Origin of the sequence: Micromonospora sp. NPDC049523 (genome assembly GCF_040676775.1) — a bacterium.
GTDB lineage: Bacteria > Actinomycetota > Actinomycetes > Mycobacteriales > Micromonosporaceae > Micromonospora_G.
The window spans coordinates 253,368-274,848 of sequence record NZ_JBFAPP010000002.1; the positions used below are offsets into that span (position 1 = coordinate 253,368).

The following is a 21,481-nucleotide window of genomic DNA, read 5'->3' on the forward strand; positions in this document are numbered from 1 at the left end:
CCCGGAACCGCTATCGAGGGGGCGCTTCGAGGAAGTGCAGCAGCCGGTCGGTGAGTTCGGCCGGCTGCTCCTCGAAGATCCAGTGCCCGGAGTCCTCGATGACGTCGCCGCTCACTGTGGTCGCGTACTGCCGGACCTGGGTCTGTACGGCGTCGCCGAGGCTGGCTCTGGCACCGAGGGCGAGCACCGGCATGGCGAGTTTCGTCTTGGCGTACTCGCTGTTGTCGGCGACGTCCTGCGGCAGGGCGCGGAAGTATTCGAAGCTCGCCCGCAGGTGCGCGTCGTCCTCCAGGTGTCGGGCGTACTCGCGTACGTCGTCGGCGGTGATGCCGTCCTGCACCTCCATCGAGTCGGTGAACCGGTCCACCCAGAGGTCCTCCCGACCGTCCATGATCTGCTCCGGCAGCCCGTTGGGCAGGCTGAAGAAGCCGATGTTCCAGAATCCGGGGCCGTCCTCGGTCAGCGCCGGGATCTGGAAGAGGCTCCGGTCCGGGATCGGTGCCTCGGTGAGCACCAGTTTGCCCACCTCGTCGCCGTGTTCGGCCGCGTACGCGTACGCGACCATCGTCCCGATGTCGTGCCCGACGAGGCAGATGTCGCCGTCCAGGTCGAGTTGGGCAAGAAGACCGTGTACGTCGTCGGCGAGCGTCTTCTTGTCGTACCCGTCGGGTGGCGCGTCGCTGTCCCCGGCGCCGCGCAGGTCGGGTGCGATGACCGTGTAGTGGCGGGCGAGTTCGGGCAGGACCTTCCGCCACATGTACCAGGTCTGCGGGTAGCCGTGCAGCAGCACCAGGGGGTCGCCCTGGCCGCCGCGTACGTAGTTCAGGCAGACGTCGCCGACCTGGGCTTTCTGCTCGGTGTAACCCTGCGGCACCCGTCCGCTGTTCATGGTCGTCCTCCCCGTCGCCCCCCGGTCGAGCCGGTCTACCCGCCGTCCGTGCCGGTACACCCGCGAAGGCTTCGTCGACGCCGTCGGGCCGTTGTAGGAATAGACGACGGTATATAGCATGGGCGGGTGTCGTCGCCGGCACGGGCACGGGTTGACCGGGTGCCGGCGGACACGAGCACCGGAGCCGGGTGGCGGCCGTGCGCGCGACGTGGCGCGAGGGCCGTGAAGTCGTCGCAGCCACGCTGCCGGCAGACCGGCTCGACCGGCCCGGCAGCCGGTCGAGAGGAACCCACCCGTCATGAGACTCATCCCCGCGCGCCGCCGGGTGCCGCTGGTCGCCGCCCTGGTGACCGCGCTCGCCGCGAGCGTCGTCGGCCTCGCCGGCCCGACCCTGATCCGACCCGCCTCGGCGGCGGCCGGTTGCCTGGTCGACTACCGGGTCAACCAGTGGCCCGGCGGGTTCACCGCCACCGTCCGGGTCACCAACGGCGCCACCCCGGTCACCGGTTGGACCGTCCGCTGGACCTATCCCGCCGCCGACCAGCGGATCACCAACGGCTGGAGTGCCCAGGTCAGCCAGGCCGGTGCGGTGGTCACCGCGACCAACGCCGGCTGGAACGGCAGCCTGCCGGCCGGCGGGTCCACCGAGTTCGGGGTGCAGGGCACCTTCGGCGCGAGCAACCCGGCGCCGACCGGATTCACGCTCGACGGCGTACCGTGCAACGACGCCGGACCCACCACGGCGCCGCCGCCGAGCACCCCGCCGCCGAGCACGACGCCGCCGGCCACCACCCCACCCCCGACCAGCCCGCCGGTCACGACGCCGCCGGCCACGACCGCGCCGCCGACCACCCCGCCCGCGACCACCCCGCCGCCGAGCGGATGCGGCGCGGCCGCGTTCTGTGACGGTTTCGAGAGCCAGACCGGGGGTACGCCGACCGGCGCCTGGAGTGTCAACTACCCCGACTGCCAGGGCAGCGGTACGGCCACCGTCGACACCACGGTGGCGCACCAGGGCAGCAGATCCGTACGGATCAACGGCACCGCCGGCTACTGCAACCACGTCTTCGTCCAGGCCACCCGCGACCTCGCCGGACTCGGCCAGGTGCGCTACGGCCGGTTCTGGGTACGGCACACCACGGCGCTGCCGACCCAGCACGTGACCTTCCTGGCCATGCGCGACGCCAACGACGGCAACCGTGACCTGCGGGTCGGCGGCCAGAACGGGGCACTGCAATGGAACCGGGCGTCCGACGACGCCACCCTGCCAGAACAGAGCCCGGCCGGGGTGGCGCTCAGCGTGCCGCTGCCGACCAACCGGTGGACCTGCGTGGAGTTCGTGGTCGACGGGGTGCAGGGCCGCCTGCAGACCTGGGTGGACGGCGGTGCGGTGACCGGGTTGACCGTCGACGGCACCCCGACCCACGACATCGACGGGCAGTGGCTCAACCGCGCCAACTGGCGACCGAACCTGACCGACCTGCGGTTGGGCTGGGAGAGCTACGGCGAGGGCGCGGACACGCTCTGGTTCGACGACGTGGCGCTCGGGTCGAGCCGGATCGGCTGCTGACCCGCTGACCGACCCGCCCGTACGGGCCGAGCCGGGCTGCGCGATCGGCCGGCTCGGTCCGTACGGTGATGGGTTTGTTTTCCGTAGATCGGGGATGCGGCAGCAGTCGACCCACCGGGGGCGGCACCGAGCCCGGGAGCGGACATGACCGAAGCGACGCTTGACTACTTCGAACCCCGCGGCGGGGCGGTGCTCACCAGCCTGCTGATCGTCCGGGACGTCGACCGGTCGCGGGAGTTCTACGAGCGGGTCCTCGGCGCCACCTGCGTACGCGAGCGGGAGCCGTGCATCCTGCACTTCCGCAACAGCTACATCGTGATCAACAACGAGGGCGGCCCGACCGACGACAAGCCGACCGTGCAGGCCCGCGCCCCGCAGGACTCCGGCACGCTGAGCTGCGCGATGAACATCAGGGTGATGGACGTACGCGCGGTCTACGACGAGTGGCGCTCGCGCGGCGGCGAGTTCCTGACCGAGCCGAAGGACCACGGGATGGAGATCCGGTGCTACCTGCGGGACCCGGACGGCTACCTGATCGAGGTGGGCCAGGCGACCGGCGGCCTGGAGATGATCGGCCGCGCGGCCCGGTGAGCCGTCGGGAGCGATCCCTACGCGGGCTGTTGCCGGGTCAACCGGAAGGTGAAGTAGTCGACCTGCCAGCCGTCGCGTACCAGGCTCTGCTGGGACAGGACCGTCGCGGTGAAGCCGGTCGTGTCGATCAGGTGCCGCAGATAGGTCAGGTCACCGGAACTGCCGAAGAAGATCAGCATCCGGCCGTCGGCGGTCAGGTGCTCCCGCGCCTGGGTGAAAAACGTGGTCATGGCCCGGTAGTTCTCGTCGGTGCTGCCGCCTTCGAGCAGGTCACGAGGGGCGAACCAGCGAAACGGCGGGTCGAAGACGATCAGGTCGAACGCGCCGTCGACCGCGCTGAAAACGTCGCCGTGACGTACGTCGACCCGGTCGGCGACGCCGTTGCGTTCGGCGTTGCGGGCAGCGGCGTCCACCGCGTACGGGTTGATGTCGACCGCGACCACCCGGCTCGACTTCGACGCCGCCAGGATCGCGTTGACGCCGCTGCCGGTACCCATGTCGAGCACCCGGTCGGTCTCCCGTACCTCGGCCAGGACCGCCGCACCGAGCAGGTGCGACATGCCGGTGATCGGGTGCACCTGCGGCGGGACCACCAGTACCCGGTCCAGGTACTCGAAGGTCTGGCCCGTACCGCCCTCCGGTCCGGCCTCGGCCCGCGCCTGCCGGTACGCGTTCTCGTGCCACTCGCGTACGCGGGCGGCGTACTCGGTGGACATCATCGGAACGTGCTCGTCCATGGGGATCCCGGTCAGCCGGTGGTACAGGGGCGGCCGTCGATGGTGCAGGCGGTGGGGGCGGAGTTGACTCCCACCCCGTCGACCCGGAACCGGAAGCTGACCGACCCGCCGGCCGGTGCCGGCTCGGTGTCCGGGGCCGGCACGAAGGTCCAGGTGGTGCCGTCCTGGGTGGCCGTGGCACCGGTCACCTCCCGGACCGTCATCGGCGCGCGGGGCAGGGTGATGGTCACCGTCCAGCGCTGCACCGGAGCCGGGTTCGGGTTGTCGATGGTCACCGTCACCCGGTAACCGACCAGGGTCGCGTCCCCGACCGTGTACGCCGCGGTCAGCCCGACGGCCGGTGGTGCGGGTGGCGGCGCGGCGGACGAGGTTTCCGTCGACGTACCGGTGGGGTTCTCCGGTCGGGCCGGAAGCCCGGCGGGCGGGACGGCCTCGGCGCCGGGCGCATCGGTGCGTACCGCGTTCGGGCTCGCCTCGCTGCCCGGGGTGCCCGGGTCGGCGTTGCTGCCCACACCGACCTCGGCCGGCGGCGCCACGTTCAGCGGGACGTGGTCGTCCGGCGTACGCAGGACCAGCACGATGAGCAGGACGAGCGCGGACAGCACCGCCGCCGCCCCGGCGACGACACCCACCCCGATCGACCAACGCCCGACGGTCACCCCACCGGACGTACCGGTACGGGCCGACCCGGAGGCGAAGGCACCGCGGATCGCCGCACCGACCCCGAGTACGGCGTCGAGCACCGCCACCGCGCGGGTCCGGGGCGGGCCGGTCCGGATCGGTGGTGGCGGTAGCGGTGCTGGTGGTGGCGGTGTGACGGTCCCCGATGGACGGTCCGGCGAGTCGAGCCGTAGGTCGCCGGTGGGCTCGTCCGGATTCACGACCGGTACTCCTTCATGATGCTCGGATCCGCTGTTCACTCCGTGGACGAGGGGATCGGCGCGGGTTCGAGGTACACCGGCAGGTGGTGGTGCGCCTGCCCGGCGAAGAGAGCCACCTCGTACGCGACGTCGCCGACTTCCACGTCACCGTCGAACCGTACGGTCAGTACGGCGCCGCCGCGAGTCGTGGCGACGAACAGGTACGCCTCCCGCATCTGCACGATGATCTGTCGTACGGTGCCGGCGCCGGTCTGCCGCCCGGTTGCCACGGCGAGCGCGTGCAGCCCCGCCGTCACGCTCGCGACCTGGTCGGCCAGCTCGGCGTCGACCTGCCCGGAGGCGGCGAGTGGTAATCCATCGGGGGAGAGCACCATCGCCAGGTCCGCTCCGGTGACCCGGTTGACGAGGTCGTCCAGGAGCCGGGTCAGGTTATCGGTCGCGACCATCGGGGAAACCACTCGTCGTTGTCCTCTCGCTGCCGTCAGCCGGCATCAGTGTTGTCCGTCATCGGTACGTGGCGTCGTGCACGACACGCCGGGGCGTTCACGACGCCGGTCGTTTCGGCCAGGTCGGTGTCGCCGACCCGTTGCTGCCCCGCTCGGCGGCCAGCACCCGGAGCCGGTTGAGCAGCTCCCCCCGGTTGGCGCAGTTCAGCCGCTGGCGCATCCGGGCCACGTGGTGCTCGACCGTCTTGGCGGAGATGAACAGCCGGTCGCCGATCTGTTTGTAGGTCAGGCCACTCAGGACCAGGTCGGCCACCTCCTGCTCCCGGTCGCTGAGGCGGCTCTCGGTCGGTGCGGTGACGGCGTCGGCCACGGGTGCGTTCGAGGCGCCGGCCGGGTGCGCCGGGCCCTTGTGCCCGGCCGGTCGGCCCTGCAACATCCGGGCGCAGTCGAGCAGGGCGGTCATCGCTCGCCGGTCCGCGGTCCGGATCGCGGCCTGGCCGGCGAGTCGTGCGCCGTCCCAGCCCAGGCCGGCGTCGTGCAGCCCACGCGCGGCGGACTCGACCCGAGCGGGATCGACGGTGCCACGCAGCACCTCCACCCAGCTCTCGGCAGCGGCGGCCATCACGGCAGAGTACCGGCTGTGACCGACGTTCGCCGCGAGCGCGGCAACGTGTTCGTCGGCTACCGAGGGAAGTTCGGCGATGATCGCGGCGTGCAGGCCGCTCCACCGCAGTTGCGTCGCCCAGAGCGCCGGGGCGCCGAGCCGGTCGAGCAACGCGTACGCCTCGCGTAGGTACGGTTCGAGCCGGTTGAGTTCACCCAGCCGGGCCGCGGCGATGGTGATCTCGCCCAGCGGAAGGAAGCTGAACAGGTCGACCGGGTGCCGTACCAGCGCCTCCCGGGCCTGCCCCCAGGCGCGCTGCACCGCTGGCAGGTCGCTGTCGCGGCGGGCGATGCCGATCTCCAGCGCGCTGGCGAAGAGCTGGTCGCGCGATTCGAGCGGTGCGGTGACGTCGCCGGTGGGCGGACCGGTGACCGCGTGCAGCGCCTCGGCCGCCATCGCCGTACGGCCGCGCACCATCTGGATCCACGCCTGGAGCAGCCGGTGCCGGCGGGACATCAGCGCCCCGCCGAGGCCGGCGAGGATGGCCCGGTCGAGTACCCGCTCGCCGATCTCCAGTTCGCCGCAGTGCAGCGCCACCAGTGCGGCGAGCGCCGCCGGGCTGTCCGGCAGCAGGACCGTACGACCGGCGGGTTCGAGCAGCGCGGCGGCCTGTACGAGGGTGGACAGCGCCGCGGTCGGCGGGCCGGTGAGCGTTTCGCGTACGCCCCGTACGGTCAGCAGGGCGGCGCTGGTGAGCAGCGTCGGCGGCCCGTCCGTCGACGGCTGCGGTGCCGGCGCGTCCGGTTCGGCGACGTGCCCGGTGCCGATGGTGGCGACCGCCGCGAACGCGGCCGACGAGGGCACGTTCGACCAGCGGTACAGCTCGGCACCCCGGCCGAGTTGCCCCCGGTGGGCGAGCGCGGTGGCGGCCACCGTGGCGCCGTCGCGCCGGTCGTCGGCGTCCGCCGCCCCGACCAGCCGGTCGGCCAGGCGCAACGCGGTGTCGAGGTCCCCGGCGAGCGCGGCGGCGTACGCCTGCCGCGCGGCGGTCGGTCGGCCCGCTGCCGCGGCTGCGGCGAACAGGTCCGCGGCCAGCGACGGCTGCTCGGCCAGCGCCTCCTCGGCGGCGGCCTCGATGGTCAGCCCGGCGTTCTCGCCGCCGACGCCGGGGGTGAGCAGGGACCGGACCAGCGGCAGCACCGGGGCACCGCGTCCGCGTTGCAGCTCCGCCAGCCGCTGCCAGACGGCGATCCGCTGGCCGGCGGGGCTGAGCGAGGTGACCGCCCGTTCGACGATCGGGGGCAGCCGGTCGTCGGGGCCGAGCAGTCCGCTCGCGCGGGCCTGCGCCAGGGTCTCGTCCACCTCGTCCGGGTCCTGTTCGAGCAGGGCGCCGAGCAGGTCGACCGGGAGCGGAACCCCGGCGGCGACGGCCAGCAGCAGCCGCCGGACCGGCCAGGTGAGGTCGGCGACCTCGGTCCCGAACGGCAGCAGCGCCGCCGGTGGCACCCGGTAGCCGGCCCCGCCCGCATCCGGCGCCTGCGGCTGCCGGGGCGGGGTGCCGGCCTCCGGGCGCAGCGCCGCCGCCAGTCGCTCCACGAACCGGGGTACGCCCCCCGTCTGCCCCTGTACGAAGCTCACCAGGCCCGCTTCGGGCCGGTGGCCGTACGCGGTGCCGAGCCGGGCGGCGGTCCGCGCCGCGGTGAACGGGGCGAGCAGTAGCGGCGGCCGGTCCCGGGTCAACTGCTCGACCAGCTCGACCAGGGCCGCCGGCCGGGGCCAGGGCCGGTACGCGACCGCCAGCCGGGCCGGGCCGGCGTCGAGCCGCTGGCGCAGTTCGCGCAGCCGGGCCTCGTCGAGCAGGTGCGCGTCGTCGACCAGCAGCACGGCACCGGGTTCGGCCGTGCTCGCCGCCGTCGGCCAGGTGTCCAGCACCGGGTGCCCGGCCCGCCGGTAGAGCCCGGCCAGCTCGTGCAGCAGCGCGCTCTTGCCGTACCCGCCGGGGGCGGTGATGGCGACGGCCAGCGGGGCGTGCGGATCCGCGTCGACCGCGTCGAGCAGCGCCCGGGTGGGTCCGTCCAGCACGAGCTCGGGGCGGATGGCGGTGTGCGGACTCAACGTTGTCCTCTCGTGGCACTGCGACCGGGGCGCTCGTCGATCGCGTCGCGGGACGCTTCGCGACCGGTGCCGCGCAGCCCCGTACCACGGGGTTTCGGCAGTTTCAGCGGGGTGATCCGGATCGGCGGGCGGGGTGGTGGTTCGGGTTCGGGTTCCGGCCGTACCAGGTCGCGCGACGGTTGTCGGCCCCGGAGCGGTTCGGGCTGGGTCCACTGTGGTTCGGGGTGGCTCGGTGCCGGTGCGGTCCGGGCCGGTGCCGGGTCGGCGGGGTGCGGCTCGGGTGCGCGGGGCTCGGGTCGGGGGGTCGGCAGCACGATCTGGCCGGCGGCCACCGCCGCCCCGGCCGCGGTGCTGGTTTCCGGGTCGGGCCCGACCGCGATCAGGCCGGGGAACCGGACCTCGGCGAGTTCGGTGACGAGCGGCGTACGCGCCCAACCGCCGACCAGCAGTACGCCGTCGAGCTGGTCGCCCGGCAGCCCGCTGGAGCGGACCGTGGTGGCCAGCGTGTCGATCGCGACCTGCACGGCGGGGCGCGCCAGCTCGGTGAACTCGGCGCGGCTGACCGGCACCCGGATCGGCCCGTGCGGCAGGTGCAGGCGTACGTCGGTTTCGGTGGTGACGGCGAGCCGGTCCCGGGCGCGGGCGCACTCGGCGGGCAGTTCGAGCAGCGCGACCCGTACCTGCGCCTCGTCGAGCTGGCGGGGACCGAGCTGACGGCCGAGTTCGGCGCGTACGTGTTCACGCAGCGCCTCGTCGAAGTCGAGTTCGCCGCTGCCGTACGGTTCGCCCTCGCCGGCCGAGTCGAGTACGCCGAAGCCGCCGGTGCGCCCCCGTCCGACGACGCTGGCGGTGCAGCCGTCCGAGTGCAGCGCGAGTACCGCGAGCGTACGTCCGGTGAAGCCGGCGGCGACGACGTGGCTCTCGGCGGCGGTGATCGCCTCGGAGAGCAGGGTGACGTTGCTCAGCCCGATCTCCCAGAGCGCGGCGTGCACCAGGTTGCGCCGGTACGCGCCCCAGCCGGCGGGGTGGCTGAGCACGATCTGCTCGGGGTGCCCGCCCTCGCGGGCCGCGACCTGCTCCACCACCCGGAGGGTCAGTACGGCGGTCAGCGCCTGCGCGGACCAGCCCTCCCCGCCGACCAGCAGCGGTACCGGGTCGCCGACGCGGGCGACGAAGTCCCGGGCGATCCGTCCGGCGTCGTAGGGGGTGCCGCCAAGGGCCGGGTCACCGGGGGTGAGGGCGCCGTTGGGGGCCAGGTGCAGCACCGGTGCGATGGTGGGGGAGTGGGCGTCGAGCCAGGTCACCTCGGGTGGGGTCCAGGAGTTGTCCCAGAGTCGGGAGATGGCGGCGGTGGTGTGGGACCCGCCGATGTCGATCCCGAGGACGTACGCCATTGCACCCGATTCCTTCAGCGATTCTGACTCATCCTTTCGTACCAGAGATCCCTCCACCAACGGGACCCTAAATCTGACGGGACGGACCCCCTAAGCCCCTAACGGCGACGGTGGGTTCTGCCCTAGTCCGGCCCCCGGCAGGACCCGGATCCGTCCCCGATGTCCGGTACGTCACCCACGGCCTAGCGTCAGTGGCAGTTCTGGCGCCCCCCGTCGTCGGATCGCCCCGGCCTCCGTCCACCCGACCGGCCCCCGTTCACCCGAGGAGATTTGTCCACCATGGACTCCACCCAGAACCTGCACGACTTCGTACTGAACCTGCTCACCGACGTCGACGCCCGGTCGGCCTTCGAACTCGACCCCGAGGCCACCCTGGCCGACGCCGGGCTGGGCGACCTCACCCCGGCCGACGTGCAGGACGTGATCCCGTTCGTGGTGGACACCGTGCCGCTGCAGGGCATCACCGCCCTCGCCCCGGTCGGCGACCTCGGCGGCCTGGCCGGGCTCGACAGCGGCGCGCTCGGTGTGGTCGGGCAGTTGCACGCCGTCGCGGACCAGATCACCTCGGCCGGCTTCGGCAACAGCGTCGACGTCAACGCGGGTGTGCTCGGCGCGATCACGGTCGACCCGACCGGCCTCGGTGCCGCCGCCGCGGTCATCCCCGGCATCGGTGCCGCGGTCAGCCCGGCTGGCCTGTCCACCGACCTGTCCGGTGTCAACGACGTGGCGAACACCCTCGACCTGGGCGTGGTCAACACCTCCGGGGTGACCGGCCTGGTCGACACCACGCAGAGCGTGGCCAACGACCCGACCGGTGCGGTGCTCGACGGCACCGCCACCGACGGCCTGCTCGGCACCGCGGACTTCGCGGTGAACACGGTCACCGGCCTGACCCACGTGACCGGCCTGACCGACTCGCTCGACGTCGGCGGCCTGACCGGTGGCCTCACCGACGGTCTCACCGGCGGACTGAACGGCGTTCCGGTGGTCGGCGACGTGGTCGACACCCACGGTGTGCTCGGCGGCGTCACCTCCACCGTCGGCGGCACCCTCGACGGCGTCGGCCTCACCGGCGACCTGGGCCTCGGCGCGAACGCGCACGCCACCGCCGACACCCACGGCGGACTGCTCGGCATCACCGACGGTCTGCTCTGATCGGCTGCGCCGCGGCCCGGGGGTGGGCGCGGCGCGGCGACCGGCCGGAGACCGGGCCCCGCTGCGGTGGGCCCGGCCTCCGGCCCCTTTCCGGTACGGCCCCTCGATAATCGCGTACACAGCCACTTGATAATCGCGTCGAAATCGGCACACTTGGTGCGTGATGACGCCAATTTGGCTTGACGTGCTCGACGAGACCAGCCGGCTCTGCGCGGCGCACGGTCGCAGTGACCTGGTCGACTCGGTACGCCGCAAACGGGTGCAGCTCCTGGATCCGGGGCTTCGGGTCCTGGTCGTCGGCGAACCCAAACAGGGCAAGAGCCAGCTCATCAACGCCCTGATCAACGCGCCGGTCTGCCCGGTGGGTGACGGCCGGACCACTGTGGTCCCGACAGTGGTCCGGCACGCCCCGGCGCCGACCGCCGCCCTGGTCCGTACCGCCGCACCGGCTCCGGGGCGGCTGGCCGTCGAGGCGCCCGTACCGGCGGAGCGGGTGCCGCTGCCGATCGAGCAGGCCGCCGCCCGGATCAGCACCGCGGTTGCCACCGGTCCCGGTGCCGTCGGCAGCACCCATGTCGAGATCGGGGTGCCGCGCGGGCTGCTCGCCGGTGGGCTCACCCTGGTCGACACCCCCGGCGCGGAGGGCCCGGACCAGGCCCGGACGACCACGGCGTACGCGGCGCTGGCCCGCCCGGACGCGGTGCTGCTGGTCACCGACGCGACCAGGGAACTGTCCGTCCCCGAGCTGAACCTGCTGCTGCACCTGGCCCAGTCGCACCCGAACGTGATCGTCGTCCAGACGAAGATCGACATGGTGCCGGACTGGCGTGCCGTGGTCGACCGCAACCGGCAGCACCTGGCCAGCGCCGGGGTGCCGGCGGCGCTGATCCCGGTCTCGGCCGCGTTGCGCCTGGCGGCGGCGAAGACCGACGACAAGGTGGTCAACGCCGAGTCTCGGTTCCCCGACCTGATCGGCCGGTTGCTGCGCGACCAGGGCAGCAAGGCCGAGGTGCTGGCCCGGTCGGCGGTGGCGCTGCTCAGCCGGACCACGATCGAGCAGCTTGCCGCGCCGCTGCGGGCGGAGCTGACGTCGGCCTCCTCCGGTGACAACTCGGCCGCGATGAACCGGCTTCGGGCCGCCCAGCGCGAGGTCGACGAGCTGCGCCGGTGCACCACCCGGTGGCAGAACACGCTCAACGACGAGATGGCCGACCTGCTCTCCGACATCGAGTACGACCTGCGCGACCGGACCCGCAAGATCCTGCGTCAGGTGGACGAGGCGTTCGAGACGGCCGACCCGCAGACCGGCTGGGAACCGTTCCAGGAGTGGCTGGAGGAGAACCTGGTCGAGGCGGCCGAGGCCAACTTCGTCTGGCTGGCCCAGCGCTGCGACTGGATCGCCGGCCGGGTCGCCACCCAGTTCACCCGGTACGGCCACGACGCCCTGCCGGACTGGTCGGTGCAGGTCCCGGCCGACATCGCCGAACGGCTGCCGGTGCTGGAACAGCCGCCGATCGAGCGGTTCACGCCCACCCAGAAGGTGGTCACCGCGTTGCGCGGCTCGTACGGCGGGGTGTTGATGTTCGGGCTGGCGACCAGCCTGGCCGGCATGCCGCTGATCAACTTCGTGTCGCTCGGTGCCGGCGCGCTGTTCGGCGGCAAGAGCATCCGGGACGAGAGCAAGTCGCTGCTCAAGCGGCGGCAGGCGGCGGTACGGATGGCCGCCCAGCGGCACGTGGACGACTTCTTCCTGCGCCTGAACAAGGACTGCCGGGACACCGCCCGGCGGGTGCAGCGGATGCTGCGGGACCACTTCGCGGCGCTGACCGAGGACCTCCAGGAGGCGATCGTCGCGTCCCTGCGTACGGCGAAGCAGTCCGCTGACGCCGACGCGGCCACCCGCGACCAGCGGCACCGCCAGATCGAGCAGGAGATGCGCCGGTTGGCGGCCCTCTACGAGCAGGTGCAGCAGCTCGCGGCCGGGCGCGGCGGCATGGGTTCGGCCCCGCTGGGCAGCCCCCGGTGACCGGCGCCGGCCGGCTGGACGAGTCCGTGCCGGCGCTGCTGACCGACGCGCTGACGCTCTACTGGGACAACCCGGCCGCGACCGAGCGGCTGCGGCACTATCTCGACCGGTTCGACGAACCGCTGCGGATCGCGGTCGCCGGGCCGTGGCGGGCCGGCAAGTCGACGCTGCTCAACGCGATCCTCGGGGAGGAGGTCGCACCGGTCGAGCCGGCCGACGGCGGCCCGCTGCACACCTGGTACGAGGACGGCCCGGAGCCGGGTGCGACGGCGTACTCGGCGGAGGGGTCGGCGTGGGAGCTGCCGGTGATCCGGTCCACTGGGGCGCTGCGGGTGGAGTTGGGCGGCTGGCGGTCCACGCAGGTCAGCGAGGTGGTGGTGCGCTGGCCGACGCGGGTGCTGCGGCACACCACCCTGGTCGAGATGCCGGCCGTGCCGCCGGTCGCGCAGGACGAGGACCAGCCGACCGCCATGAAGATCATCCGGGATGCGGACGCGGTGCTCTACCTGACCCGCGACGGGCGCGAAACCGACCTGCGGTTCCTCCGGGCGTTACGCGAGGGCACCGTCGGCCGGTCGACGCCAGTCAACGTGCTGCTGGTGCTCGCCCGCGCGGACGAGTTGGGCGGCGGCCGGGTCGACGCGCTGGTCACCGCGAAACAGCTGGCCCGCCGGCAGTACCAGGAGCCGGGGGTGCGCCCGCTGTGCATGGGCGTGGTGCCGGTGGCCGGACTGGTCGCGCTCGCCGGCCGGGTGCTGAGCGAGGCCGAGTTCGCCGCCCTGGCCGCGCTCGCCGAGCTGCCCCGCGAGGAGCTGACCGCCGCGCTGCTGTCGGCCGACCGGTTCGTCGACACCCAGTTCACCGCCCCGCGTTCCACCGGTGGCTCGCACGCCGCCGCCGACTACTCCGGTTCGGGCCTGCCGGACGCGACGCAGCGGCGGGCGCTGCTGGAGCGGTTCGGGGTCTTCGGACTGCGCCTGGCCACCACGCTGATCCGTACCGGTGCCACGAACCGGGCCGGGCTCGCCGCCGAACTCGTCCGCCGCAGCGGGCTGACCGAGCTGCGCGAGTCGATGGCCCGCTACTTCACCGACCGCCGGGAGGTGCTCAAGGCCCGGTCCGCGCTCGCCGCCCTGGAGCGGGTGGTGCGTACCGACCCCCGGCCCGGCTCGGCGGACCTGCTGGCCCGGGTGGAGCAGGTGCTCGCCTCCGCGCACGACTTCCGCGAGCTGCGCCTGCTGGCCACCCTCCGCGACCCCAAAACCAGGATCGACCAGGAGCTGGCCGCCGAGGCACACCGGCTGGTCGGCGGCAACGGCACCAGCCTCGCCGTACGGCTGGAGCTGGACCAGGACACCGACGGCGGGCAACTGTGGGAGCGGGGCGTCGACGCGCTCTACCGCTGGCAGGCCCAGGCCGAGGACCCGCTGCTCCGGCCCGACCAGCGGCGCATCGCCCGGGTGGTGTTGCGCAGCGTCGAGGGGATGCTCGCCGAACTGCGCGCCGGTTGGTCACTACACTGAGCAAACCCTGGCCCGCCGCTGCCGCCTGCCTGCCAGGGGTCGCCTCGGACGGAGTTTTCCATGCTGACCATGCAAGATGCCCTGGCCCGCTTGACGGCGTACTGGTCGGAGCAGGGCTGCCTCGTGCTCCAGCCGATGAACACGGAGGTCGGTGCCGGCACGCTCAACCCGGCGACCTTCCTGCGGGTCCTCGGCCCCGAGCCGTGGCGCACCGTGTACGTCGAGCCGTCGGTCCGCCCGGACGACTCCCGGTACGGTGAGAACCCGAACCGGCTCCAGACGCACACCCAGCTCCAGGTGATCCTGAAGCCGGAACCGGGCAACGCACAGGAGCTCTACCTGGGCAGCCTGACCGCGCTCGGGATCGACGTGGCCGCGCACGACGTCCGGTTCGTCGAGGACAACTGGACCGCCCCGGCGATGGGCGCCTGGGGGCTGGGCTGGGAGGTCTGGCTCGACGGGCTGGAGATCACCCAGTTCACGTACTTCCAGCAGGCCGGTGGGGTGAACCTCGACCCGCCGTCGGTCGAGATCACGTACGGCATCGAGCGGATCATCATGGCGTTGCAGAACGTACGCCACTTCAAGGACATCGCGTACGCGCCCGGGGTCAGCTACGGCGAGGTCTTCGGCCAGTCCGAGTACGAGATGTCCCGCTACTACCTGGACGACGCAGACGTGGCGGCCAACCGCGAACTGCTCGAGCTGTACGCCGCCGAGGCCCAGCGGATGATCGACGCCGGCCTGCCGGTGCCGGCACACACGTACGTGCTGAAGTGCTCGCACGCGTTCAACGTGCTCGACTCCCGGGGCGCGGTCTCCACCTCCGAACGGGCCGCCGAGTTCGCCCGGATGCGCCGGATGGCCGGCGAGGTCGCCCGCCTCTGGGCCAGCCGCCGCGAGGAACTCGGCCACCCGCTGGGCGTGGTCGAGCAGACCCCGCTGGCCGTCGCGCCCACCGCCACCCCGACCGGCGAGACCGGCACCCGCCAGCTCGTCTTCGAGATCGGCACCGAGGAGATGCCGCCGGCCGAGGCGCGTACCGCCCGGGAGCAGGTGCGCCGGGAGCTGACCGAGCGGCTGGCCGCCACCCGGCTGGTGCACGGCAGCATCCGCGTACTGGCGAACCCCCGCCGGCTGGTCGCCGTCGTCGACGACGTCGCCGCCCGTGAAGAGGACCACGTCCGTACGGTGAAGGGCCCCAAGGCCGCCGCCGCGTTCACCGCCGACGGGCAGCCCACGCCCGCCCTGCTCGGCTTCGCCCGGTCGCAGAAGATCGAGGTCGACGCGCTGGAGCGGGTCGAGTTCAACGGCGTCGAACACCTCGCCGTGCTCCGCCCCGAAGCCGGCCGGGACGCCGCCGACGTGCTCGGCGAGGTGCTGGCCAAGGTGGTGACCGCGCTGCGGTCGGCGAAGAACATGCGCTGGAACGACCCGAACCTGGCCTTCACCCGCCCGGTCCGCTGGCTGCTCGCCCTCTGGGGCGACCAGGTGGTGCCGGTAGCGGTGTCGTCGCTCGTCTCCGACCGGCAGACCCACGTGCACCGCAACTCGCCCGCGCCGACCATCCCGGTCGCCTCGGCCGAGGCGCACCTGGGCATCCTGGCCGACGCCGGCATCGTGGTCGACCCGGACGAGCGTCGCCGGCTCATCGTCGCCGGGGCCGAACGGCTCGCCACCGAGGCCGGCGGCCGGCTCGACACCGACGCCGAGCGTTCGCTGATCGACCAGATCCTCTACCTGGTGGAGCAGCCGACCCCGCTGCTCGGCCGGTTCGACCCCGACTACCTCCGGCTGCCGGAGGCGATCCTGGTCAACGTGATGCGCAAGCACCAGCGCTACCTGCCGGTGCGTGACGCCGACGGCAAACTGCTGCCGTACTTCGTGGCGGTCGCGAACGGTGCCGTCGACGCCGACCTGGTCCGGGCCGGCAACGAGGCGGTGCTGCGCGCCCGGTACGAGGACGCCGCGTTCTTCTACCGGGCCGACCTGAAGGTTCCGCTGGTCGGGATGCGGGAGCGGATCAGCCGGCTGACGTTCACCGACAAGCTCGGTTCGATGGCCGACCGCGCCGACCGGATCGCCGAACTGGCCCGCGTACTGGCCGCCGCGCTGGACCTCGGCCCAGCCGACACGGCCACCCTGCACCGGGCCGCCGCGCTGGTGAAGTTCGACCTCGGCTCCCAGTTGGTGACCGAGATGACCAGCCTGGCCGGGGTGATGGCCCGCGACTACGCGTTGCACGCGGGCGAGTCGGAGGCGGTCGCCCAGGCCGTCTACGAGGCGGAGTTGCCGCGCGGTGCCGGCGACGCCCTGCCGCAGTCGCTGCCCGGGGCACTGCTGTCCCTGGCAGATCGGCTGGACCTGGTCGCGGGGCTGGCCGCCACGGTCGGGCTGCCGACCGGCAGCAGTGATCCTTTTGCCGTACGCCGGGCGTTTCTCGGTCTGCTGGCCGTGCACCGCGCCCACCCGGAACTCGCCGGTCTGAGCCTGACCGAAGCGCTCGCCGCGGCGGCCCGGCGGCAACCGGTGCCGGTGGCGGAATCGGTGCTCGCCGCCGCGGCCGAGTTCCTGACCCGTCGGCTGGAGCAGTTGCTCACCGAGGAGGGCCAGCCCGTCGACCGGGTACGGGCAGTGCTGCCGCACGCCGACCGCCCCGGACTGGTCGACCTGCTGCTCGGCCAGATCGACACCCTGGTCAAGGACGAGCAGTTCCGCACCCTGGCCGAGGCGATCCAGCGGGCCCGCCGCATCGTCCCCGCCGGTACGCCGGCCGAATACGTCCCGGACGCGCTGGTCGAGCCGGCCGAGCTGCGCCTGCACGAGGTGCTGAGCGAGGTACGCGCCGCACTCGACCCGCATACCGACCTGGAGCGCTTCAACGAGGTCGCGGGCCGCATCACCGCACCGGTGAACACGTTCTTCGACGACGTGTTCGTGATGACCGACGACCTCGACCTGCGCGCCGCCCGACTCGGCCTGCTGGCGACCGTGAGCGCCCTCGGCGCCGACCTGCTCGACTGGGACCACCTGCGGATGTAGCCGCCAGGCAGGTACGGCGGGTTCCTGGGAGTGACAGGGCCACTCACCTGCGTGGAAACGGCACTACCGTGGGTGGCATGGACAGCACCAACGCGCTCGGCGAGTTCCTGCGCGCCCGGCGGGAACTGGTCCGGCCCGAGGATGTCGGTATCAGCCGAGGTGTTGGGATGCGGCGGGTTCCGGGTCTGCGCCGGGAGGAGGTGGCGATGCTCGCCGGCATCAGCTCGGACTACTACCTGCGGCTGGAGCAGGGGCGCGACCGCAACCCCTCGGTCCAGGTCCTCGACGCGCTCGCCACGGTCCTGCAACTCGACCCGGAGGCGTCCGCGTACATGATCGGGCTGACCGGGGAGCGGGCGTCGCACCTGCGCCGGCTGGCACAGTCGGCGCCCCGCCGACGGGCGTCGCCGCAACTGGAGCGGGTGCCGGCGAGCATTCTCCAGCTCATCGACGGCTGGCCGACCAATCCCGCGTACGTCCAGAACAAGTTCTCCGACGTGCTCGCGGTCAATCCGCTGGCGGCGGCGCTGTCCCCCAACTACGCCCCGGGGGTGAACCTGCTCTGGGCGGTGTTCCTCGACCCCGGGGAGCGGGATCTGCGCCGGGACTGGGAGGAGGTGACGGAGGAAGGCGTGGCCAACCTCCGAGCGCTCGCCGGGCCCGACGTCGAGGATCCCCGGCTGGTGGAACTCGTCGGCGAACTCTCCGTACGCAGTGACCGGTTCCGGCGCCTGTGGGGGCGCCATGACGTGCAGCCCAAGCGGGGCCGGGTGAGCCGGCTGACCCATCCGCAGGTCGGCGACATCGACCTGCACGGGAACAAACTGGCTGTCGGTGGCACCGACGGCCTCATCCTGGTGGTGTTTCACGCCGAGCCCGGCAGCCGCAACGCGGAACTGCTGGGCCTGCTGGGCAGCCTCGTCGCTTCCGATCCGACGAGGCGGCAACGGGATCCTGCCGGCGAGCCGGTCGAAGAGCAGTAGGCGAAGTGTTTGGTTTCCCGTACCGGCAACCGACGGGATGCACGGTCGCCGGTACGGGAACCGACTCGCCGCCCCGGCGCGGCGAACCGGTCTGCCGCCCGCGGTAGTTGTCGCTCCTATTCGGCGGCGGCGCGTTTCGCCAGGCCGCGCGGCGGAGCCTTCATGCCGACCACGATGTCCACGATCTCGATGTAGCGGGCCTTGGCGCCCATCCGGAAGTCGGTCGCCGCCGCGTGGATCTCCTCCAGGGTGTCGGCCTCGACCATGGTGACCTGGTCGTAGCGGGCGTCGACACCGCTGCACACGACGTGGGTCAGTAGTTTGGCGTACCTGCCCATGTCCCGCGCATGACCGGCGGAAACCTCGTGGATGCCGTCCCGACCGAGGGCGAAGTACTCGGGACTGATCTTCATGAACAGGAACGCGACGTACTTGTTCTTCTCCGCTAACTCATGCATGGCACCTTCCCAACCGAAACATTCGATGGGTAGTTGAGCGATCACCGTGAGTTTATGGTTTGCGACAGATCGTCAGGAAGAAGTGTCCGCTGGCCGACTCAACCGCAGGTGAGGGCCCGCTGGACCGGGAACTACCGCCGGGGCAACGAGCGGACCGCCCGGAACCACCCGCGCAACCACTAGTTGCTCAGCCGGGCAGGGTGCGTGCGGCGATGGCGGAGGCGGAGATGGCGGCCGGAAAACCGGCGTAGAAGGCGACGTGGGTGAGCAGGGCGGCGATCTCGTCACGGGTCACGCCGTTGCTGATCGCCCGGCGCAGGTGCTCGGGCAACTCGTCCGGACGGTAGAGCGCCGCCAGTACGGCAACCGTGGCGAGACTGCGGTCGCGCGGGCTCAACGCCGGATCGGTCCACACGTCGCTGTAGAGCGGATCGGCGACCAGGGCGGCCATCCCGGGAGTGAAGGAGTGGGCCAGGTCGAAGGTCGACGGGTCCGGCGTACTCATGGGTGTTCCCTTTCCTGGCGGGTCAGCTCGCGGCGACGGCGCGGCGTTCGATGCTCTTCGCGTACAGCGGGGTTTCCCGGCTGTTGTGGTCGGCGGAGGCGACCTGGCGGGCCGCGGCGGCCTGTTGCAGGGTGAGGCCCTGCCGGTCGATGAAGTCCAGGAACTCGGGAGTGGTCAGGGCAACCACGCTGTTGGTGTATTCGCAGCGTCCCTCGTCGATCGGCTTCACGCTCAGGTCCCAGATGACCTTGATCTTGGTACGCCCACCCGGGCTGTACACGTCGGAGATCGACACCATCCGACAGTGGTGCGGACCGGCCGGGTCAGCCACGTAGTGCTGGACGACCAGCCCGTCACCGATCTGCTCCACGTTGATCGACATCGGGCGGCCGTCGTCGGTGGTGGTGTAGCCGGCCGCGATGTGGTCCGGCGGCGCGCACCGCTGGTACTCCGCTTCGGGCAGGTTGAACAGCCAGTCGGCGATGTTCACCCGCTCCATCGGCGCGTTGATCACCGCGTGGAACGCGGACTCGCTCAAGATCTGGTCGTCGGGCATCGCGCCCCTCCTCCACCCCGGACGAGCTGGGCAAACGTCCCCAGCGGCCTCCTCGGATGATCCCAGCCGGGGGCCGGCTGCGGTGCGGGATCGCAAGATGCCGACGGGTCAGCCGAGCAGCCGGCGCTCCCACGCCCAGGCCGCGATCTCCACCCGGTTACGGGCGCCGAGTTTCATCTGCACGCTGCCGAGATGGGTCTTGACCGTCCCGACGGCGATGAACAACCGGGCGGCGATCTCGGCGTTGGTCAGCCCCCGCGCGGCGAGCTTCACCACGTCGAGTTCCCTGGGCGACAGGCCGGCGTCGTCACGGGCCGGCGCCGGGGGACTGAGGTGCTCCAGCAGCCGTACGGTGATCGACGGGCTGATCAGCGCGTCACCGGAAACCGCCGCCCGGACCGCCTCGACCAGCAACGCCGGGCCGGAGTCCTTCAGCAGGAAACCGCAGGCGCCGTTGCGCAGGGCGGTGTGCACGTACTCGTCCAGGTCGAACGTGGTCACCACGACCACCTTGACCGGGTCGGCGACGCCGGGGCCGGCGAGCAGCCGGAGCGCCTCCAGCCCGTCCATCCGGGGCATCCGGATGTCCAGCAGGGCCACGTCCGGCCGCAGCCGCCGGGCCAGGGACACCGCCTCCACACCGTCGGCGGCCTCGCCGACCAGCGACATGTCCGGCTGAGCCCCGATGATCATCCCGAAGCCGGTCCGCACCATCGCCTGGTCGTCGGCGATCATCACCCGGATCACCCGGCCACCCCCTGTCGCAGCGGCAACGCCGCGTCGACCACCCAGCCGCCGTCGATGCCGGGACCAGCGGAGAAGCGCCCGCCGACCGCGCGTACCCGTTCGGTCAGACCGACCAGACCGTACCCGTGATGTCCACGCTGGCCGGGCACGCGCTGCGCCGCACCGTCGTCGGTCACCCGGACCAACAACCAATCGGGCGTACGGCGCAGCGACACGTCCACCCACCGGGCCCCGGACGCGTGCTGTCGTACGTTCGTCAGCGCCTCCATGATCACCCGGTAACCGGAGGTGGAGACCTCCACCGGGATGTCCTCCAGCGTCCCGTCCACGTGCAGCCGGGCCACCGGGGTCGGCGCGCTGTTGAACCGGGCCAGCAGTGGTGTCAGGTCCGCCACCCCGGCCAGCGGCGCCAGCGGCGCGTCCGGCGCGGCCTGCGGATCGCGCAGGATCCCCACCATCCGCCGCATCGAGGTCATCGTCTCCGCACCGGCCCGCTCGATCTGCTCCAGGGCCAGGATCACCCGCTGCGGGTCCTGCTCGGCGACGAACCGTGCACCCTGTGCCTGGACCACGATCCCGGTCACGTGGTGGGCGATGAAGTCGTGCAGGTCGCGGGCGAACTCGGCGCGCTGCTCGGCCCGTACGCCTGCCATCGCCCGCTGCCGCCCGCTGTCCAGCAACCGCAGGTACGTCCCGCCCGCGCTGGTGGCGGCGGCGCAGAGCGCCAGGAACAGTCCCGCGATGACGTAACCGCTGCCGGTCGTGCTGCGCATCGGCAGCACGACGAGCGCCGCGGCGCAACCCAGCACCCCGGCCAGCGCCCAGCGGGCGGCCCCTCGACGGGCCACCACGAACAGGACCCCGAGCAGCCCGCAGGTCTCGGCGAAGCCCCAGCTCGCGGCGCTGCCCGCAGGGCGATCGGCCATCCTGACCACCAGGGTGAGCACGACGGACGCGGCGGCGAGCACCAGCGCGGCCCGGGGCAGCCGCCGCGAACCCTGCGGGTGCGCGGGCAGCCAGACGATCGCCGTGGCCACCGCCATCGCCACCCCGAGCAGGGTCAGCATGCTGTTGCTCGACTCACGCCCCCGGATCAGGCCGACATACAGGTCGAAGAGCCCGAGCAGGGCCATCAGCGCGAGCGCCGCGAGCTGGCCCAGCCGGAACCACACGTGTCCGAGTCGAGGGGTCGTCATCGTGACCCAGCGTAGCCAGCACGCGGCGGCGGCAGATCGGCCGAAAGTCAGAGTCGCCGCCGC

The 21,481-nt window shown here is 72.4% G+C and carries 18 protein-coding genes; 7 read left to right on the forward strand and 11 right to left on the reverse strand.

Going from position 1 to position 21,481, the window contains the following annotated elements:
* Positions 1-10: 10 nt before the first annotated feature.
* The gene (locus AB0J90_RS03720; RefSeq protein WP_363591809.1) at positions 11-889 is read right to left on the reverse strand and encodes an alpha/beta hydrolase; all 879 of its coding nucleotides are present in this window, start codon (positions 887-889) and stop codon (positions 11-13) included.
* A 298-nt stretch (positions 890-1,187) separates the two neighbouring features.
* Between AB0J90_RS03720 and AB0J90_RS03725 the strand changes: the two genes are divergently transcribed.
* Both AB0J90_RS03725 and AB0J90_RS03730 read left to right on the forward strand, forming a co-directional pair.
* Positions 1,188-2,459 (forward strand): cellulose-binding domain-containing protein, encoded by a 1,272-nt coding sequence (locus tag AB0J90_RS03725; protein WP_363591811.1) that lies wholly within the window; start codon positions 1,188-1,190, stop codon positions 2,457-2,459.
* 144 nt (positions 2,460-2,603) lie between these two features.
* Complete coding sequence (locus AB0J90_RS03730) at positions 2,604-3,050, forward strand: VOC family protein (RefSeq protein ID WP_363591813.1); 447 nt, start codon at positions 2,604-2,606, stop codon at positions 3,048-3,050.
* 17 nt (positions 3,051-3,067) lie between these two features.
* On the opposite strand, the gene AB0J90_RS03735 is transcribed toward AB0J90_RS03730, so the two are convergent.
* From AB0J90_RS03735 to AB0J90_RS03755, 5 genes are all read right to left on the reverse strand, one after another.
* Entirely contained in the window at positions 3,068-3,787 is a 720-nt protein-coding gene (locus tag AB0J90_RS03735) for a methyltransferase (RefSeq protein ID WP_363591815.1), read from the reverse strand.
* A gap of 11 nt (positions 3,788-3,798) precedes the next feature.
* The gene (locus AB0J90_RS03740) at positions 3,799-4,668 is read right to left on the reverse strand and encodes a cellulose binding domain-containing protein (RefSeq protein WP_363591817.1); all 870 of its coding nucleotides are present in this window, start codon (positions 4,666-4,668) and stop codon (positions 3,799-3,801) included.
* Between the two features lie 35 nt (positions 4,669-4,703).
* Entirely contained in the window at positions 4,704-5,114 is a 411-nt protein-coding gene (locus tag AB0J90_RS03745) for a roadblock/LC7 domain-containing protein (protein WP_326556431.1), read from the reverse strand.
* Positions 5,115-5,211: 97 nt separating this feature from the next.
* On the reverse strand, positions 5,212-7,833 hold the full coding sequence (locus AB0J90_RS03750) for a LuxR C-terminal-related transcriptional regulator (protein ID WP_363591819.1): 2,622 nt from the start codon (positions 7,831-7,833) through the stop codon (positions 5,212-5,214).
* Entirely contained in the window at positions 7,830-9,227 is a 1,398-nt protein-coding gene (locus AB0J90_RS03755; protein WP_363591821.1) for an Hsp70 family protein, read from the reverse strand. The genes AB0J90_RS03750 and AB0J90_RS03755 overlap by 4 nt, the downstream gene beginning before the upstream one ends.
* A 279-nt stretch (positions 9,228-9,506) precedes the next feature.
* On the opposite strand from AB0J90_RS03755, the gene AB0J90_RS03760 reads away from it, so the two are divergent.
* The 5 genes from AB0J90_RS03760 (at position 9,507) to AB0J90_RS03780 (ending at position 17,956) form a co-directional block, all read left to right on the forward strand.
* Positions 9,507-10,382, forward strand: coding sequence for an IniB N-terminal domain-containing protein (locus tag AB0J90_RS03760; protein WP_363591823.1), 876 nt, complete (start codon positions 9,507-9,509; stop codon positions 10,380-10,382).
* Between the two features lie 163 nt (positions 10,383-10,545).
* Positions 10,546-12,408: a dynamin family protein gene (locus tag AB0J90_RS03765; RefSeq protein WP_363592179.1), complete on the forward strand. Its 1,863-nt coding sequence runs from the start codon at positions 10,546-10,548 to the stop codon at positions 12,406-12,408.
* The gene (locus AB0J90_RS03770; protein ID WP_363591825.1) at positions 12,405-13,931 is read left to right on the forward strand and encodes a hypothetical protein; all 1,527 of its coding nucleotides are present in this window, start codon (positions 12,405-12,407) and stop codon (positions 13,929-13,931) included. The genes AB0J90_RS03765 and AB0J90_RS03770 overlap by 4 nt, the downstream gene beginning before the upstream one ends.
* A gap of 60 nt (positions 13,932-13,991) precedes the next feature.
* Positions 13,992-16,973, forward strand: a complete 2,982-nt coding sequence (locus tag AB0J90_RS03775; protein WP_363591827.1) for a glycine--tRNA ligase — start codon at positions 13,992-13,994, stop codon at positions 16,971-16,973.
* A gap of 77 nt (positions 16,974-17,050) precedes the next feature.
* On the forward strand, positions 17,051-17,956 hold the full coding sequence (locus AB0J90_RS03780) for a helix-turn-helix transcriptional regulator (protein ID WP_363591829.1): 906 nt from the start codon (positions 17,051-17,053) through the stop codon (positions 17,954-17,956).
* A gap of 116 nt (positions 17,957-18,072) precedes the next feature.
* Here the strand turns inward: AB0J90_RS03780 and AB0J90_RS03785 are convergent, their stop codons facing one another.
* The 5 genes from AB0J90_RS03785 to AB0J90_RS03805 all read right to left on the reverse strand — a co-directional run bounded on the left by AB0J90_RS03785 (position 18,073) and on the right by AB0J90_RS03805 (position 21,418).
* Positions 18,073-18,414: a hypothetical protein gene (locus tag AB0J90_RS03785; RefSeq protein ID WP_326556442.1), complete on the reverse strand. Its 342-nt coding sequence runs from the start codon at positions 18,412-18,414 to the stop codon at positions 18,073-18,075.
* A 187-nt stretch (positions 18,415-18,601) separates the two neighbouring features.
* Positions 18,602-18,919: a carboxymuconolactone decarboxylase family protein gene (locus tag AB0J90_RS03790; RefSeq protein WP_363591831.1), complete on the reverse strand. Its 318-nt coding sequence runs from the start codon at positions 18,917-18,919 to the stop codon at positions 18,602-18,604.
* Between the two features lie 22 nt (positions 18,920-18,941).
* Complete coding sequence (locus tag AB0J90_RS03795) at positions 18,942-19,475, reverse strand: hypothetical protein (RefSeq protein WP_363591833.1); 534 nt, start codon at positions 19,473-19,475, stop codon at positions 18,942-18,944.
* Between the two features lie 108 nt (positions 19,476-19,583).
* Complete coding sequence (locus AB0J90_RS03800) at positions 19,584-20,222, reverse strand: response regulator transcription factor (protein ID WP_363591835.1); 639 nt, start codon at positions 20,220-20,222, stop codon at positions 19,584-19,586.
* Positions 20,219-21,418: a histidine kinase gene (locus AB0J90_RS03805; protein WP_363591837.1), complete on the reverse strand. Its 1,200-nt coding sequence runs from the start codon at positions 21,416-21,418 to the stop codon at positions 20,219-20,221. The genes AB0J90_RS03800 and AB0J90_RS03805 overlap by 4 nt, the downstream gene beginning before the upstream one ends.
* Positions 21,419-21,481 lie beyond the last annotated feature (63 nt).